15 protein-coding genes are annotated in these 15836 nt (G+C 65.2%); 13 read left to right on the forward strand and 2 right to left on the reverse strand.

Annotation, left to right across the window (positions count from 1 at the left end):
• Positions 1-380 (reverse strand): 6-carboxytetrahydropterin synthase (locus tag Q4E95_RS05700; RefSeq protein ID WP_303382397.1); only part of this gene is annotated, 380 nt, incomplete at its 3' end.
• 57 nt (positions 381-437) lie between these two features.
• Entirely contained in the window at positions 438-1415 is a 978-nt protein-coding gene (locus Q4E95_RS05705) for a zinc-binding alcohol dehydrogenase (protein ID WP_303382398.1), read from the reverse strand.
• A gap of 218 nt (positions 1416-1633) precedes the next feature.
• Between Q4E95_RS05705 and Q4E95_RS05710 the strand changes: the two genes are divergently transcribed.
• The 13 genes from Q4E95_RS05710 (at position 1634) to Q4E95_RS05770 (ending at position 15789) form a co-directional block, all read left to right on the forward strand.
• Positions 1634-2182 carry a YceI family protein gene (locus Q4E95_RS05710; protein ID WP_303382399.1) on the forward strand — a complete coding sequence of 183 codons (549 nt, stop codon included), beginning with the start codon at positions 1634-1636 and terminating at the stop codon, positions 2180-2182.
• A 103-nt stretch (positions 2183-2285) separates the two neighbouring features.
• On the forward strand, positions 2286-3233 hold the full coding sequence (locus tag Q4E95_RS05715; RefSeq protein ID WP_303382400.1) for an arsenic resistance protein: 948 nt from the start codon (positions 2286-2288) through the stop codon (positions 3231-3233).
• A gap of 118 nt (positions 3234-3351) precedes the next feature.
• Positions 3352-4038 carry a TetR/AcrR family transcriptional regulator gene (locus Q4E95_RS05720; protein WP_303382401.1) on the forward strand — a complete coding sequence of 229 codons (687 nt, stop codon included), beginning with the start codon at positions 3352-3354 and terminating at the stop codon, positions 4036-4038.
• A 3-nt stretch (positions 4039-4041) separates the two neighbouring features.
• A complete protein-coding gene (locus Q4E95_RS05725) occupies positions 4042-4866 on the forward strand; it encodes an enoyl-CoA hydratase-related protein (RefSeq protein WP_303382402.1) in 825 nt (274 codons plus the stop codon).
• 65 nt (positions 4867-4931) lie between these two features.
• The gene (locus Q4E95_RS05730) at positions 4932-6077 is read left to right on the forward strand and encodes an acyl-CoA dehydrogenase family protein (RefSeq protein ID WP_303382403.1); all 1146 of its coding nucleotides are present in this window, start codon (positions 4932-4934) and stop codon (positions 6075-6077) included.
• Positions 6078-6119: 42 nt separating this feature from the next.
• Complete coding sequence (locus Q4E95_RS05735; RefSeq protein ID WP_303382404.1) at positions 6120-6881, forward strand: SDR family NAD(P)-dependent oxidoreductase; 762 nt, start codon at positions 6120-6122, stop codon at positions 6879-6881.
• 64 nt (positions 6882-6945) lie between these two features.
• The gene (locus Q4E95_RS05740) at positions 6946-8604 is read left to right on the forward strand and encodes an AMP-binding protein (protein ID WP_303382405.1); all 1659 of its coding nucleotides are present in this window, start codon (positions 6946-6948) and stop codon (positions 8602-8604) included.
• Positions 8601-9377 carry an enoyl-CoA hydratase/isomerase family protein gene (locus Q4E95_RS05745; protein ID WP_303382406.1) on the forward strand — a complete coding sequence of 259 codons (777 nt, stop codon included), beginning with the start codon at positions 8601-8603 and terminating at the stop codon, positions 9375-9377. Before Q4E95_RS05740 ends, Q4E95_RS05745 begins: the two co-directional genes overlap by 4 nt.
• Positions 9378-9388: 11 nt before the next feature.
• On the forward strand, positions 9389-10168 hold the full coding sequence (locus tag Q4E95_RS05750) for an SDR family NAD(P)-dependent oxidoreductase (protein WP_303382407.1): 780 nt from the start codon (positions 9389-9391) through the stop codon (positions 10166-10168).
• Between the two features lie 158 nt (positions 10169-10326).
• Entirely contained in the window at positions 10327-11205 is an 879-nt protein-coding gene (gene efeU / locus Q4E95_RS05755) for an iron uptake transporter permease EfeU (RefSeq protein WP_303382408.1), read from the forward strand.
• A 65-nt stretch (positions 11206-11270) separates the two neighbouring features.
• A complete protein-coding gene (gene efeO / locus Q4E95_RS05760) occupies positions 11271-12431 on the forward strand; it encodes an iron uptake system protein EfeO (RefSeq protein WP_303382409.1) in 1161 nt (386 codons plus the stop codon).
• Between the two features lie 105 nt (positions 12432-12536).
• A complete protein-coding gene (gene efeB, locus Q4E95_RS05765) occupies positions 12537-13793 on the forward strand; it encodes an iron uptake transporter deferrochelatase/peroxidase subunit (protein WP_303382410.1) in 1257 nt (418 codons plus the stop codon).
• Between the two features lie 295 nt (positions 13794-14088).
• Entirely contained in the window at positions 14089-15789 is a 1701-nt protein-coding gene (locus Q4E95_RS05770) for a cytosine permease (protein ID WP_303382411.1), read from the forward strand.
• The last annotated feature ends 47 nt before the right edge of the window (positions 15790-15836 follow it).

A 15836-nucleotide genomic window follows, 5' to 3' on the forward strand; every position in this document is an offset into this window, starting at 1 on the left:
GGGCGCCCGGGCACGGTGTAGGCGACCTTGGCGCGGGGGTTCTCGGTGAGGGTCACGGTGATTCCAATATCCGGTCGATCACTCAGGGAGTCGGCCAGCCGGTGACCGATGTATTGTGCGGTGGCCTCGGTGGTGGAGAGCTTGCCCGCGAAGTCCGGGTGCTCGTCCAGGTTGGCGTATCGCAGGGGGGACAGCGCCTGATCGAGGATGTCCATGGCCTGGCCGATGTCCAGGACCACGGCGTGCTCGTCCAGTTCGGCGCGGCTGAAGGTGGCCTCCACCGTGAGGGTCGCGCCGTGCATTCCCTGGGCCGGCCCGAAGAATTCGTTGGGCAGGCTGTGGCCGATCATCACGTGGTCGTTGACGGTGAGGCTGTACATGGTTCTCCTGCTCGGGTGGATGGGGTGGTCCGGGTGGTGTCTGTTCCGGTGGGCCGCTCAGTAGGTCAGCACGTGACAGAGGGTGGTGCGGGCCAGGTCGGTGTCTGCGGTGATCCGGTTCATGACCTCGGGGAGTTCCTGCCGGGCAGATGCGCCGGTCAGCAGCGCGTCGAAGCGGTCATCGCGCAGGGCACGCAGGGCTGTCCGGAGTCGCTCGGCGCGCGTGCGTCGAGCGCGCTGGCCCTCGGCAACCTGACCCACCTGGCTGGCCACGATGGCCAGCCGCCGGGCGTGGAAGTCCGCGCCCAGGGGGACCGCGGGGGCGCGGGATCCGAACCACGAGGCCTCGACCACCGTGCCGTCATCGCCGGTGATCTCCAAGGCCCGTGCCAGGCCCTGTTCGGTGCCGGAGGTATGGATGACGATGTCGTTGTCCGGAGCGGCGTCGCTCGGGTCCACGGCGGTGAGACCCAGAGATGTCAGCAGCCGGCGGCGCTGCGGATTGGTTTCCAGGACTTCAAGACGATCCAGCGCCATTCCGGAGGCCAGCAGCGCCGTGGCGGTGCCGATCATGCCGGCGCCGATGATGGCGACCCGGTCCGCGATGCGCGGGGGCACCTGCCAGAGGATGTTCAAACCGGTCTCGGCCGCGCCGGCCAGTAACGCTCGGTGGTCGGGGACGTCGTCGGGAATGCGCTGGACGTCCTCCGTGGTGACCACGTGATGGGTGTGGTGCGGCAACAACCCGAACACCCGTGCACCCAGCCAGTCCGTGGGGCCCTCGTCGACGACACCCACACCCAGATACCCGTAGGACACGGGGAAGGGGAAGTCACCCAGTTGCTTGGGTGCCCTCATCAGGTGCGCAATGGAGGCCGGAACGTGTCCGGTGTGAACCAGGGTTTCCGTGCCGCGAGAAACGGCAGTGGCCCCGGTACGAACCCGCAGCTCACCCGCGGTGATGTCAGCGTGGGGTTCGGGCACCTCCCGCCACGTGCCCGTGCCTGCCGATTCCGTCCAGTACTGCCAGCCCATGGATTCCACCCTATCTTCAGGAGGGAGATTCGAGTTCCGTATGAAGGTGCCGCAGCTGACCCGCAGGGTCCCGTCCAGGATAATTGCTGTCGAATACTTTGGGCCGAGGATCTGAGCAGTCTCAGCGACATGGCGTATAACTACAGGGGTTGAGAGTTGAACGGCTACTGAGGCGCACGTACCACGGCTCAGCTGGTCCTGACATGGGGGTGTCCTTTTTGGCTACTGATTCGGCATTGAACGGCGACTGGTCCATCGACCCGTCGCACTCGCGGTTCGGGTTTTCCACCCGCCACGCGATGGTGACTCGAGTGCGTGGTGCTTTCAACGAGGTTGAAGGTCACGCCCACTTGGATACCGAGAACTGGAACAATTCCACGGTGGAAGTCAAGCTCAAGGTCCAGAGCGTTGATACCCGCAACAGCCAACGTGATCAGCACCTGCGCAGTGCTGACTTCTTCGACGCGGAAAATCACCCCGAGATCGTCTTCAGGTCCACAGGGGTGGACGAAGTGGACGAGTCGCAGTTCATCATTTCCGGTGACTTGGTCATCCGCGGCATCACACGCCCGGTCACCATCCCCATGGAGCTCCTGGGTATCGACACCGATCACACCGGTGGCCTGCGTGCCGGCCTCGAAGGCGGGCGTCGCATCGACCGCAAGGACTGGGGCGTCTCCTGGAACACCCCCTTGGATTCCGGCGGGGTGCTGGTCAGCGACAAGATCAGCCTGGAATTCGAGCTGTCATTGATCAAGGAGCAATAACCGATCAAGAACTTCCCTGGGAGCTCCTCGTTCCATCGGGCGGGGAGCTCCCTGCATATCGGGGATGATCCGGGTCCGAGCTGTGTGAACTACCCTGGACCGAATGATTCAGTGGCTCGAGCGGCATCAGGTTGCCCTCTACGTGGGGTCCATCGGGCTCGCCGTGATCGCCGGCCTGACGGTGCCCGAGATCGCGGCGCCTGCGGAAACTCTGATCAATCCCGTGCTCGCCCTGTTGCTGTATGCGACCTTCCTGGGCATTCCGTTCACTCGGCTGGGTGAAGTCTTTCGGGACTGGGCATTCCTGAGGGCCACGCTGTGGCTCAATTTTGTGCTGGTCCCGGTCGTGGTGTTCGGCCTGTCGCGCTTTGTCGCCCACGATCAAGCGGTGTTGGCGGGTGTCCTGTTGGTGTTGCTGTGTCCGTGCGTGGATTACGTCATGGTCTTCACGGGCCTGGCCGGCGGTGCGCACGACCGCCTCCTCGCGGCCTCCCCGGTGCTCATGCTCGCCCAGATGCTCCTGTTGCCGGTCTACCTGGGGCTGATGGCCGGTTCGGACGTGGTCTCGGTGGTCGAGTTCGGGCCGTTTTTCAAAGCGTTCATTGTCTTGATCGTGCTACCCCTGGGCGCCGCGATTCTGACCCAGCTGGCGGCCCGCACGCGCGCGGGTCGCATGCTGGACGCCGCCGCACAGGCCGCCATGGTCCCGCTCATGATGCTCACCCTGGCCGTGGTGGTTGCGTCACAAATCGCCGGGGTCGGTGCGCAGCTGTCGGCCTTGCTGGTGGTGATCCCGTTGTTCGTCGCGTTCGCGCTCATCATGTTCTGCCTGGGGCAGTGGGTGGGCCGACGCGGCGGGTACGACGTCGCCGGGAGACGCGCGCTCGTCTTCTCCGGTGTCACGCGCAATTCCCTGGTGATCCTGCCGCTGGCTCTCGCGCTGCCCGCGGCGTTGGACGTGGCCCCGCTCGTGGTGGTCACCCAAACACTGGTGGAGCTGCTGGTCATGGTGGCCATGGTTCGGCTGGTGCCCGCGCTCGTGCGCGCCTGACCGTCGCCGGGCGGGGGCCTGTTCCGGTGGCCTCTCTCGCGGAGGGGCGGCAAATATGTGCCCGATTTTTCCCTCCCGGCCTTGACGCGCCCAAAAAGTGAATCTAGATTCACCACTAATGAATACAGATTCACCTATCCAGGTTTCCGCCGCCGAACCCGTCGCGGCGGCCCGCGACGCGAGGACCCGAGCGCGGCGTCGTCAATTGTTGGCGGCGGCCGTGACGGTGCTGCAGGGCAAGGGCAGCGAACAGATGTCCATGCAGAGCGTCGCGCAGGAAGCCGGCGTGAGTGTGGGGCTGATCTATCGGTACTTCGCGAACAAGGAAGACGTGCTGCGCAGCGTGATCGTGGGGGTGCTCGAGGACATTGAGGCCCGCGTGCCGGCGGCGATTCTCGCTGCGGGGGAAGACCCCGTGGATCAAGTGGCCGCCGGATTCGACGCGTACTGCCGGGTGATTGCCGAGAACAGCGAGGCCGCCGTGATCACCTACCGCGAGAGCAGCAGGCTGTCCGCCGAGAACCGCACGCTCATCAAGGACCTGGAAATGGGCTCGGTGCAACCCCTCGGCCGGGCCACACAGGAAGCCGTGGAGGCAGGACTCTTCGCCCCCGTGGACGTTGACTTGTTCGCCTACAACCTGGTGCTGCTCGCCCACGGATGGGCCTTGAAGTCCTGGTACTTCCAGCCCCAGCACACCGTGGACAGCTACATCCGCGGGCAGTTGGCGCTCGTGCTCTCCGCCGCGCTGACCCCCGACCATCACATCGAGTACTCCCGTTACCTCACCGCGAAAGAGGACTGAGCCATGACCGTAGAACCCACCGCGCCCGCCGCTCCCGAGTTCGAGGACATCCTGTACGAGATCAATGGCCCCACCGCCGTGATCACCATGAACCGCCCGCAGCGCTACAACGCGTTCCGCGCCCAGACCGTGCATGAACTGATCACGGCGTTCCGGTTGGCGTGGGCGGATCGTGGCGTGCAGGCCGTGATTCTCACGGGTGCGGGGGACAAGGCCTTCTGCACCGGCGGCGACGTCAAACAGCGCGCGGAAACCGGTGACTACGGGCCTTCCCCGTCCGGGATGTTCGAGATCGGCAACCTGCACAAGACCATTCGGGACATTCCCAAACCCGTGATTGCGGCGGTCAACGGGCTGGCCATCGGCGGCGGCCACGTGCTGCACGTGATCTGTGACCTGACGATCGCCTCGGCCACGGCGCGCTTCGGCCAGTCCGGACCCAAGGTCGGCTCCTTCGATGCCGGTTTCGGCTCCGCCTACCTGGCTCGCGTGGTGGGGGAGAAGCGCGCCCGAGAGATCTGGTACCTGTGCCGCCAGTACGACGCCCACACCGCCGAACGCTGGGGTCTGGTCAACGCGGTGGTGGCACCCGACCAGCTCTTGGAGGAGGCCACAGCCTGGGCCGCGGAAATCGCGGAGAAGTCACCCACGGCACTGCGCTTCCTCAAGCAGTCCTTCAACGCGGACACCGACCACCAGGCGGGGCTGTCCAACCTGGCGATGTCGGGGCTGGACCTGTTCACCGAATCCCCGGAGGGCCGGGAGGGTGCCGCAGCCTTTGCCGAGAAACGCATGCCCGACTTCAACAGCCACGTGATCAGCCACTGAGCCGTGCCGGTTCAGGAAGCCATCGTGACAACGACAACCGCACGTGAGACCAAGGAGTGCGCACCATGGAGATGACCCTCAGCCCGGCCCAGGAGGAGCTGGTGGCCGCAGCCAGCGGGCTCCACGAGAAACTGGCCGCGGGCTACCGCGAACGCGAAACGGCTCGTCGGATCGAACCGGAATTGCGCCGAGAGATCGGCGCCCTGGGCCTGATCGGCCCCGAGCTGCCGTCCGCGTACGGTGGCCGCGACCTTCCTCGCCTGACCTCCGGGCTGATCGTGGAACAAATCGCCCGCGGTGACTTCAACGTGGGATACCTGCAGGTCGTGGGTTCGCTGGTGGGTCAGATCCTGGCCAGCAACGCCACTGCGGAAATTGCCGGGAAGTACGTTCCGCGGATCACGAGCGGTGAGGCCATTGTGGGGATCGGGCTGTCCGAACCGGATGCCGGTTCGGACGCCGGCAACCCGCGCATGACCGCGCGTAAGGAGGGTGACTCCTGGGTCATCGACGGCGTGAAGTCCATGTCGTTCGCGACCCAGGCGGAGGCCACGGTGCTGTTCGCCCGGACCGATCCCGAGGCCGGCAGGGGCCGGGGCATCAGCGCGTTCGTCCTGGACATGGACAGCCCCGGCGTGCGGATCGAACCGGTGGAGGACGCCGGCACTCGCGCCGTGGAACGGGGCCTGATTCACTGCGACGGCGTGCGCGTACCGGCCTCGAATCTGCTGGGGACCGAGGGCGCCGGCTTCACCCAGGTGATGCAGGGTTTCGACTTCTCCCGTGCCCTGATCGGCTTGCAGTGCCTGGGGACCGCGGAGGTCACGGTCGAGGAAACCTGGGATTACGTCAGTCACCGCCAGGCCTTCGACCAGCCGCTGTCCAAGTTCCAGGGCGTGTCCTTCCCACTGGCGGAAGCGGAAACTCAGCTCACCGCTGCACGCCTGCTGTGCCTGCGAACCCTTCACCTGAAGGACACGGGTCAAAAGCACACCAAGGAAGCCGCCATGTGCAAGTGGTGGGCCCCCAAGGTCTCGCACGACGCCATCACCCAGTGTCTGTTGTTGCACGGTCAGTTCGGGTATCGCACGGACAAGCCCATTGAGCAGCGCATGCGTGACGTGCTCGGTCTCCAGATCGGGGACGGCACCGCCCAGATCATGAAGCTCATCATTGCGCGGCAATCCGCCGGCCGACAGTTCGCCCCGTAACTCGGGTCCCACCGCTGCACACCGAGGAAAGGACCTCACATCATGACCGCTCAGACTTCAGAAACCACCACCCCCCGCGTGGCCATTGTGACCGGCGCCGGTCAGGGCATCGGCGCGGCCATTGCCGAGCGTCTCGCCCAGGACGGGCTACGCGTGGTCATTGCCGATCTCAACGAAGAGACCGCGAACGCCACCGCCGAGCGCATCGGCGAGCAGGCCGTGGGGGTGCGCGCCGACATCACCAGCCCCGACGACGTCGCCGCCCTCGTTGCGCACGTGCTCGACACCTGGGGATCCATTGACGTGCTGGTCAACAACGCCGGCTGGGACAAGGTGGGCCCGTTCCTGGACAGCACCCCCGAGACCTGGGAACGGGTCATCGGTATCAACCTGATGGGCACCCTGACCATGAGTCACGCGGTGATGAGCGTGATGAAGGACCAGGGCTCGGGCACCGTGATCAATATTGGTTCCGACGCCGCCCGCGTGGGTTCCTCGGGCGAGGCCGTCTATTCCGCGTGCAAGGGCGGTCTGGTTGCCTTCTCCAAGACAATGGCGCGCGAACTGGCCCGCTACGGGGTGACGGTCAATGCCGTGTGCCCGGGCCCGGCCGATACGCCCCTGTTCGAAGAGATCGGTAAAGAGAACCCGAAGCTGCGCGAGTCCCTCGAGCGCGCCATTCCGCTGCGTCGCCTGGCCCAACCGGAGGATTTGGCCAACGCCGTGGCCTTCATGGCCTCCCCGCGGTCCAACTACATCACCGGCCAGACGCTGTCCGTCAGCGGTGGTCTCACCATGATCTGACGCCGCGCACAGCCCCCGCGGCTGCCGAGCGCGAACCGTCCCAGCGTGCAAAGGAGCACCCGTCATGACCACGTATGAAACCCTCCTGACCCAGGACATCATCGATCACAACACCCAGGCCGGTTACTGGGACGGCCGGATTCTCACCGACCACTTGGACCGGGCCGTGGAACGTGACCCGAACGCCGTGGCCTCCGTGGATTCCCGCGGGTCACTGACCTACGGCGAACTGGCCCAACGGGTGGAGCGCACCGCGCACGGCCTGATCCACCTGGGCCTGGGCCGCGGTGACGTGATCTCGTTGCAGCTGCCCAACTGGAAGGAATGGGTGATTCTCCACCTGGCCGCCGTGCGGATCGGCGCGGTGACCAACCCGCTGATCCCCATTTACCGTGACCGGGAGATCTCGTTCATGATGGAGCGCGCCAACACCCGGATCCTGGTGGTGCCCGATACCTTCCGCGGCTACGACCACCTGGCTCTGGCCCGTCGCATGGTGGGCGGACAGCAGGACCCGGCGCGCGTGCTGGTGCTCGCCCAGGACCCCGCCAACCCGCCGGCCCTTGAGCGCGGCGAGATCGCATGGGACGAGTTCATCGCCACCGACTGGGAAGCACAGGGCTCCCCGGAGAAACTGGCCGAGCGCCGTCCCGAGGCGAACGACGTGGCCCTGCTGATGTTCACCTCCGGTACCACCGGGCGGCCCAAGGGTGTGATGCACACGCACAACACGGTGTGCGCCGCCGGTCTGCCCTGGCCGGATCGCATGGGCATGGACCACCGGGACGTGATTCACATGGCCTCGACCTTCGGCCACCTCACCGGCTACCTGTTCGGCGTGGAACTTCCCATCCTGCTCGGGGCCAAAGGCGTGTTCCAGGACGTGTGGCACAAGGAGACGTTCGTGGAACTGATTGCCGAGCACGGCATCACCCACACCTCCGGTGCCACCCCGTTCCTACATGACCTCTTGGACGCCTCGAACCTGGCCGATCACGATGTGTCCTCCCTGCAACGGTTCTGCTGCATGGGCGCACCGATCCCGCGGGTGCTGTTGCGCAACGCCCGCGAGGAGATTCCCGGGCTGTCCGTGTTGGGCGGCTGGGGTCAGACCGAGTGCGCGCTGTCCACGTGCGGGCACCCGAGCGATCCGATCGAGAAGATCACCTCCACGGACGGCCGGCCCGTGCGCGGGATCGACGTGCGGATCACAGACCTGGACGGCACAACACTGCCGGCCGGTTCCGAGGGCAAGCTGTGGGTGCGCGGACCCTCCCTCTTCGTGGGGTACCTGGGCCAGCTGGACAAGACCCGTGAGGACTTCGACGGCGAATGGTTCGACACCGGTGACCTGGCCACCCTCGACGAGGACGGCTACCTGACCATTGCGGGACGCTCCAAGGACCTGATCATCCGCGGCGGCGAGAACATCCCGGTCGCCTACTTGGAGAACGTTTTGCATGAGCACCCGGACATCGCCTCCGTGGCGATCGTGGGCGCGCCCCACGTGCGCCTCCAGGAGATCGCCTGCGCCGCCGTGGTGCTGAACGACGACGCCGCGCCCCTGACGCTCGAGGCCATCCGGGCGTTCCTGGACGAGAAGGGTGTGGCCAAGTCCTATTGGCCCGAACGCGTGGAGATATTGGCGGACTTCCCGCGCACCCCGTCCGGCAAGATCCAGAAATACCACCTGCGCGAGCGCTTCACGGAGGACCAGGCATGAGCACCGAACTTCTCACCACCGACCTCACCGACGGATTGTTGACCGTCACGATCAACCGCCCCGAGGTGCGCAACGCCCTCAACGCGGAGGTCCTCACCGAGATCGGGGAGGTGCTCGGCGACGCCGAATCGGACCACGCCGTGCAGGGCATCATCTTCACCGGGGCGGGGGAGAAGGCCTTCATTGCGGGCGCGGACATCTCCGGTCTGGTCAACTACACCGCCGTGGACGGACTCACCGCCGCCATGCAGAAGCTCTACGACCGCATTGAGAACTTCCCGCGACCCACCCTCGCCGCAATCAATGGTTACGCCCTGGGCGGCGGTTGTGAACTGGCCATGGCGTGTGATCTGCGCATTGCCTCGACCACGGCCCAGATCGGCCTGCCCGAAACGGCGCTCGGAGTGCTCCCCGGAGCCGGTGGTACGCAACGCCTCACACGGCTGGTGGGGCGCGGCCGGGCCGTGGACATGATTCTCTCCGGACGGTTCGTACCGGCGGAGGAGGCCCTGCAGATGGGGCTCGTCACGCGCGTCACCGAACCGGGCGAGTTGCTCAACACGGCACGGGACACGCTGTTGGGAATCACCGCCCGGGGCCCGTTGGCCATCCGCCTGGCCAAGCTGGTCATCAGGCACGGTGCGGATGCGGATCAGGCCACCGGGCAGATCATTGAACGCCTGGCACAGTCGTTGCTGTACCAAAGCGAGGACAAAGCCGAAGGCGCGGGGGCCTTCTTGGAGAAACGCGCACCGAGATTCACGGGTCAGTAGGGGGAACGGGTATGAGTGTGGGTCAGCACGCGGGTCAGAGGATTCTGGTGGTCGGAGCCGGCGGCATCGGTACCGCAACGGTGGAGCACCTGGTCACCGAGGACGCGCGCGTGGTGGTCGCGGGCAGGAACGTGCGCATGGGGGGACCCTTCGAGGACCCCCAGGACGAGCTGGGCCTCGTGATGGGCCACCTCACCCTGGACATCACCGACGAGGGTGCCGTGGAGTGGGGTGTCGCCCGCGCGGCGGACATCCTGGGCGGTCTGGATGCCCTGGTGGTCACCGCGGGGCACCGCCACGACCTCGCACCGCTGCACGAGACCCAGGCCGGGTGGGCGCGGGACATCATCGAGACCGAACTGGTGGGCGTGATGTCCCTGGTCCGCCACGCCCTGCCCTTCCTCCGTCACTCCGGGAGCAACGGGCGGCGCGCGGGCATCGTGGTGGTGGCCTCGGACAGCGCCAAGGCGGGCTCGATGGGTGACGCGGCGTCGTCGGCGGCGCGCGCCGGCGTGTTGGGCATGGTCAAGTCGGTGGCTCGCGAAAACGCGACCGTGCCGGTGACCGTCAATGCCGTGTGCCCGGGACCGACCGACACGGAAATGTATCGTCACGCCGCGGAAACCGAAGGGCTGACGGGCAAGGTGTTCTCGGGCATGGCCAAGGGCATCCCGGCGCGCAGGCTCGGTCAGCCCCAGGAAATCGCCGCGACCGTCGGATTCCTGCTCAGCGCAGGCTCCGCGTACATCACGGGGCAGGCGATTTCCGTCAGCGGCGGCTTGACCATGTGACCGGATGCCCGCTGACCCGTGTTGTTCGCGTCACACAGCGACGCACTGAGCGCGGCCCAAAAATTCTCGGCCCGGAATGTTCTGTACCGGCAGGCACTGTGCTAACTTCACTGTGTTCAGGTTAGCCTCACCTAACCTCATGAGTGAAAGACAGTCGGATGCTCCAGACATTTCTGATCGGTCTGCGCGAGGGCCTCGAGGCCGCGCTGATCGTCGCGATCCTCATCGGATACCTCAAACGCACGGGGCAGCGATTCGCGGTCCGTCGATTGTGGCTCGGCATTGTTATTGCCGTTGCGATCTCGCTGGCCTTCGGTGCGCTCCTGACGTTCGGCCCGTCCACCCTGACCTTCGAAGCCCAGGAAATCATTGGCGGGACCCTGTCCATCGTGGCCGTGGGTTTCGTGACGTGGATGATCTTCTGGATGGCCAGCGCGTCCCGGGGGCTCAAACGCGAGCTGGAATCCCGCGCCGATGTCGCTCTCCGAGGCTCCGCCGTGGGATTGATCCTGCTGGGCGCCTTCGCCGTGGGGCGCGAAGGCCTGGAAACAGCCCTGTTCCTCTGGGCCGCCACTCGAGCCAACGGGGGCGCCGGCGGGATCTTCGCGCCGACGCTTGCGGCGCTCGCCGGCATCCTGGTGTCCATTGCCCTGGCCTGGCTCATCACGCGTGGGCTGCTCAAGCTCAACCTCTCCACGTTCTTCCGCTGGACCGGCGGTTTTCTGGTCCTCATTGCGGCGGGCGTGTTGGCGTACGGGTTCCACGATCTCCAGGAGGCCGGCGTGCTGCCCGGGCTGAACTCCCTGGCCTTCGACGTCTCCGAACAGATCCCACCCACCAGCTGGTACGGCGTGCTGCTCAAGGGCGTGTTCAACTTTTCACCGGCCACCACGTGGCTTGAATTCGGCGTGTGGTGGGCCTACGTGCTCACGATCATGCCACTGTTCATCGCCCGGTCCCGCTCGGCCAGGAGAAAGCCGACGACGCCGCCGGTTTCCTCCTCGGCCTCGGTTGCCAGCACCTCGGCCTCCGCCTGAACCGTCATGACCTCTATTTCCCTGATGCACCCGTCTCCGGTGCACTGAATTCCTAAGGACCACCCATGCGATCCGTCTCCACCCGCCTCCCCGCCGCCGTGACCGCCGTGGGCCTGATGTTCACGTTGGCCGCGTGCCAACCCAACGACCAGGGTGGGGAGAACGGCGCGATCGCCGTCTCGAGCACCGACGACCAATGCGACGTCGGCGTCGAAGAGGCCCCCGCCGGAACCCTGCGTTTCGATGTGATCAATGAGGGCTCGAAGGTGACCGAGTTCTATTTGCTCGGCGAGGACGGACTGCGCATTGTGGGCGAGGTGGAGAACATCGCACCCGGGCTCAACCGCACGCTGACCGTGTCCGCACCGCAGGGCCAGTACTTCACGGCATGTAAGCCCGGCATGGTCGGCGAGGGTATCCGCAATGAATTCATCGTGACCGAGGGCGAGGGTGGTGCCGAGGTCAACGCCGAGGACTCGCAGCTCAAGGATCAGGCCACCACCCAGTACGCGGCGTACGTCAAGGACCAGACCGAGCAGCTGATGACGGGCACGGAGGAGTTCGCCAAGGCATACGCGGCCGGGGACGCCGAGAAGGCCCGGGAGATGTACGCGCCGGTGCGCATGCACTGGGAGCGCGTGGAACCCGTGGCCGAATCCTTCGGGGACCTGGACCCCAAACTGGACCTGCGCGAAGCGGATCTGGAAGAAGGCCAGGACTGGACGGGGTGGCACCGGATCGAGAAGGACCTGTGGCCCCCGGCCGAGGGGTACCAGCACATGAGCCAGGCCGACCGGCAGAAGTACGCCGACCAACTCGTGGCCGATACCCGAGTGCTCTACGACCGCACCCGCGACCTGAGCTTCACGGCGGACCAGCTGTCCAACGGGGCCAAGGAACTGCTCGACGAGGTCGCCACGGGCAAGGTCACCGGCGAAGAGGAAATTTGGTCCCACACGGACCTGTGGGATTTCCAAGCCAACGTGGACGGCGCACGCATCGCCTACGAAAATCTTTCCCCGCTGCTCGACAAGCGAGACGCCGAGTTGAACACGACGCTGGACACCCGCTTCGGCGACCTGCAAGAACTGCTGGATCAGCACAAGGAGGGCGATGGCTTTGCCTACTACGACGAGCTGAGCCAGGAGCAGGTCAAGGAACTCTCGGATGCCGTGAACGCCCTGTCCGAACCCCTGTCCATGGTCACGGAAAAGGTCGTCGAGTAATCCATGAATCACCGCGCAGAACACCCCGAACCCCCGGAGCAGCCCGGATCGGGAGATCAGCCCGACCGGTCCGACAGGCCGGAGCGGTCGGGTGCGAAACAGGGCGTGAGCCGTCGCGCCCTGTTCGGCACCGGAGCCGGTGCCGTGGCGGTGGGCGCGGGGCTCGGCTGGTTCGGGCGACCCGCGGCCGCCGCGATCCAGGACACCGTCAACGGCGAGGCCCACAGCGACGTCGTCGACTATTTCGGCGACCACCAAGCCGGGATCGTGACCCCCGCCCAGGACCGCTTGTGTTTCGCCGCGCTCAACGTACTCACCGAGGACCGCGCCGAACTCGTGGACCTGCTCACCCAATGGAGCGCAGCGTGCGCGCGCATCACCCAGGGCCTGGACGTCACCGACACGGGATTCGACGGCGGCTCCCAGTACGCCCCGCCGCAGGACACCGGTGAGGCCCACGACCTGTCCGCGGGGCACCTGACGGTCACCATTGGATTCGGGCGCTCGCTGTTCGTGGACGAGCACGACAAGGACCGTTTCGGACTGCGTGAGCGCATGCCCGAGGCGCTCATCGAACTGCCGCACTTTCCCGGTGACACGCTGGATCCGGCGCGCAGCGGGGGAGACCTGTGCATCCAGGCGTGCGCCGATGACCCGCAAGTGGCCGTTCACGCCGTGCACAACCTGGTGCGCATGGGATTCGGAATCGTGTCCACGCGCTGGATGCAACTGGGATTCGGGCGGACCTCGTCCACGTCCAAGACCCAGAACACCGCGCGCAACCTGTTCGGGTTCAAGGACGGCACCGCCAACCTCAAGGCCGAGGACCCGCAGCTGCTCGATGATCACCTGTGGGTCCGCGACGGGTCCTGGATGGACGGCGGTACCTACCTGGTGGCCCGGCGGATCCGCATGATCATGGAAACCTGGGACCGCGAATCACTCATGGGCCAGGAGAACATCATTGGCCGCACCAAGGGCACGGGCGCGCCGCTGTCCGGGGGTGAGGAGTTCACCGCGCCGGACTTCGCAATGGAAGGCGCGGGAAATCAGCCGATCATTCCCACGGATTCCCACGTGCGCTTGGCGCACCCCCAAACCAACAACGGTGTCCAGATGCTGCGCCGCGGGTACAACTACGCGGACGGTACGGATCGGCTGGGGAACATGGATGCGGGACTGTTCTTCATTGCCATGGTCAACGACCCCCGCACCGGCTACGTGCCGATCCAGAACACACTGGCCCGCCAGGATGCGCTGAGCGAGTACCTGCGCCACACCGGTTCCGGGCTGTTCGCCGTGCCGCCCGGTGTTTCGAATGAACCCGGTGCCTACGTGGGGCAGCAGTTGTTCGAGGGATGAGCTCACCCGAGGTGATGCCCACGGACGTATTGGGCGCATTGCAGGGTCGCAGCCGAAGATTCGGCGGCGGCCCTTCTTTTAATCGTTACACGTTTGGCTTTTCCTGACACAGAAGTGTCGTCGATAGAAAACTTCCCGGAAATAATCCGGGGCCATAGTTCTTCTGGGGCCGCCGGTTGGGTGCACAACACGGGCCGGCGACTCATGGATTCGCAGTTGGTCGAACACAGAGCCTTCCACCGGACCATCACGCATCTTTCAGCTCCCTGAGCTGCTCAGAAGAAAGATCGAAAACATGTCGTTAGATACTCGGACACATCCGGACCACGAAGGATCGACAACCAGCGTCTCACCCGGCTCCACCGCGGACGCACGAGCGGCCACGCGCGAGAGCCTGGAGGACTACACCCTTCGCTTCGCACCGCGTTCCTACCGGAAATGGGGTGCCGGTGTTGTTGCAACGAGTGCACTCGGCGGGATCGCCTACTTGGCGGACTTTTCCATTGGCGCCAATATTGGAATTGCGCACGGAACCACCAATGCCCTGTTGGGAATTGCCGTGGCCGCATTCATCATCTTTGTCACCGGGTTTCCCTTGGCGTACTACGCGGCGCGCTACAACATTGACCTGGACCTCATTACCCGCGGTTCGGGATTCGGGTACCACGGGTCCGTGATCACCAACGTGATCTTTGCGACCTTCACATTCATCTTCTTCGCCCTGGAAGGCTCCATCATGGCGCAGGGCCTGGAACTCGGACTGGGTATCCCCAAACCTATTGGCTACGCCCTTTCCACCCTGCTGATCATCCCGTTGGTCATCTACGGCATGAAGACCTTGGCAACACTGCAGGTCTGGACCACCCCGCTGTGGCTCGTGCTCATGGTGATTCCCGTGGGATATCTGGTCCTGGCCAACCCCGATTCGGTGGGGAGTTTCTTCGCGTATCAAGGCGAATCAGGCGCCGGTGCCGGAGTAAGCTTCGCGTCCGTCATGTTGGCGGCCGGCGTGTGCTTGTCCCTGATCGCTCAGATCGCCGAGCAGATCGACTACTTGAGGTTCATGCCGCCCAAGACCGGCGAGAACCGTGTGGCGTGGTGGCGTGCCGTGATCCTGGCCGGCCCCGGGTGGGTGATCTTCGGCGCGATCAAGCAGATCACCGGTCTGTTCATCACGGTGTACTTAATTGCGACATTGGACCCGGCAGCCTCTGCCACCGCCAATGAACCGGTTCACCAATTCTTGGGTGTCTACCGGGACATGATGCCCGCGTGGCTGGCCATGACCCTCGCGGTGATCCTGGTGGTCATCTCTCAGGTCAAGATCAACGTGACCAATGCGTACTCCGGCTCCCTCGCCTGGACCAATTCATTCACCCGGGTCACTCGTACCTACCCGGGCCGCATGGTCTTCGTGGTGGTCAACTTGGCCATCGCCCTGGCGTTGATGGAACTCAACATGTTCGACTTCCTCAACACCATCCTGGGCTTCTACGCCAATTGCGCAATGGCGTGGATCGTCACGGTTGCCACGGACATCGTGGTCAATAAATACATCCTCAAGCTTTCCCCCAAGTACCCGGAATTCCGCCGCGGAATGCTTTACAACTGGAACCCCGTGGGCGTGACGTCGTTGGCGCTCTCGGCGGGTGTTTCCATCGCTATGTTCTTCGGTGCTTTTGGTCCGACGGTGGCGCCCTATTCGCCGATCTTTGCGGTGCTGATAGCGATCATTGCCACCCCCGTCATGGCCGTGCTGACTCAGGGGCGGTACTACCTACGGCGCGATGATGACGGAATCGACCTGCCCATGGTTGACGCGGATGGCAACCCTTCGGACGTGACACTCACCTGCCATGTGACCGGCATGGAGTTCGAGCGCCCGGACATGCTGCTCTCCAATGAACTGGCCCCGGACGGATCCAAGCAGTACATCTCGTCCCTTGCGCTGGCCACCGATAAGACCGGGAGGTATGTGTTACCCGCGCAACGCTGATTGTGAGCGGACGCAGGCTAGAAGATCCCCCGGACACATCACGCTCC

It is taken from the genome of Kocuria sp. (assembly GCF_030536815.1).
Classification (GTDB): domain Bacteria; phylum Actinomycetota; class Actinomycetes; order Actinomycetales; family Micrococcaceae; genus Kocuria; species Kocuria gwangalliensis.

Coding starts and splice junctions, on each gene's coding strand:
- Q4E95_RS05705 (WP_303382398.1), bottom strand. CDS start 1,415: ATGGGCTGGCAGTACTGGACGGAATCGGCAGGCACGGGCACGTGGCGG.
- Q4E95_RS05715 (WP_303382400.1), top strand. CDS start 2,286: ATGATTCAGTGGCTCGAGCGGCATCAGGTTGCCCTCTACGTGGGGTCC.
- Q4E95_RS05720 (WP_303382401.1), top strand. CDS start 3,352: ATGAATACAGATTCACCTATCCAGGTTTCCGCCGCCGAACCCGTCGCG.
- Q4E95_RS05725 (WP_303382402.1), top strand. CDS start 4,042: ATGACCGTAGAACCCACCGCGCCCGCCGCTCCCGAGTTCGAGGACATC.
- Q4E95_RS05730 (WP_303382403.1), top strand. CDS start 4,932: ATGGAGATGACCCTCAGCCCGGCCCAGGAGGAGCTGGTGGCCGCAGCC.
- Q4E95_RS05735 (WP_303382404.1), top strand. CDS start 6,120: ATGACCGCTCAGACTTCAGAAACCACCACCCCCCGCGTGGCCATTGTG.
- Q4E95_RS05740 (WP_303382405.1), top strand. CDS start 6,946: ATGACCACGTATGAAACCCTCCTGACCCAGGACATCATCGATCACAAC.
- Q4E95_RS05745 (WP_303382406.1), top strand. CDS start 8,601: ATGAGCACCGAACTTCTCACCACCGACCTCACCGACGGATTGTTGACC.
- Q4E95_RS05750 (WP_303382407.1), top strand. CDS start 9,389: ATGAGTGTGGGTCAGCACGCGGGTCAGAGGATTCTGGTGGTCGGAGCC.
- efeU (WP_303382408.1), top strand. CDS start 10,327: ATGCTCCAGACATTTCTGATCGGTCTGCGCGAGGGCCTCGAGGCCGCG.
- efeO (WP_303382409.1), top strand. CDS start 11,271: ATGCGATCCGTCTCCACCCGCCTCCCCGCCGCCGTGACCGCCGTGGGC.
- Q4E95_RS05770 (WP_303382411.1), top strand. CDS start 14,089: ATGTCGTTAGATACTCGGACACATCCGGACCACGAAGGATCGACAACC.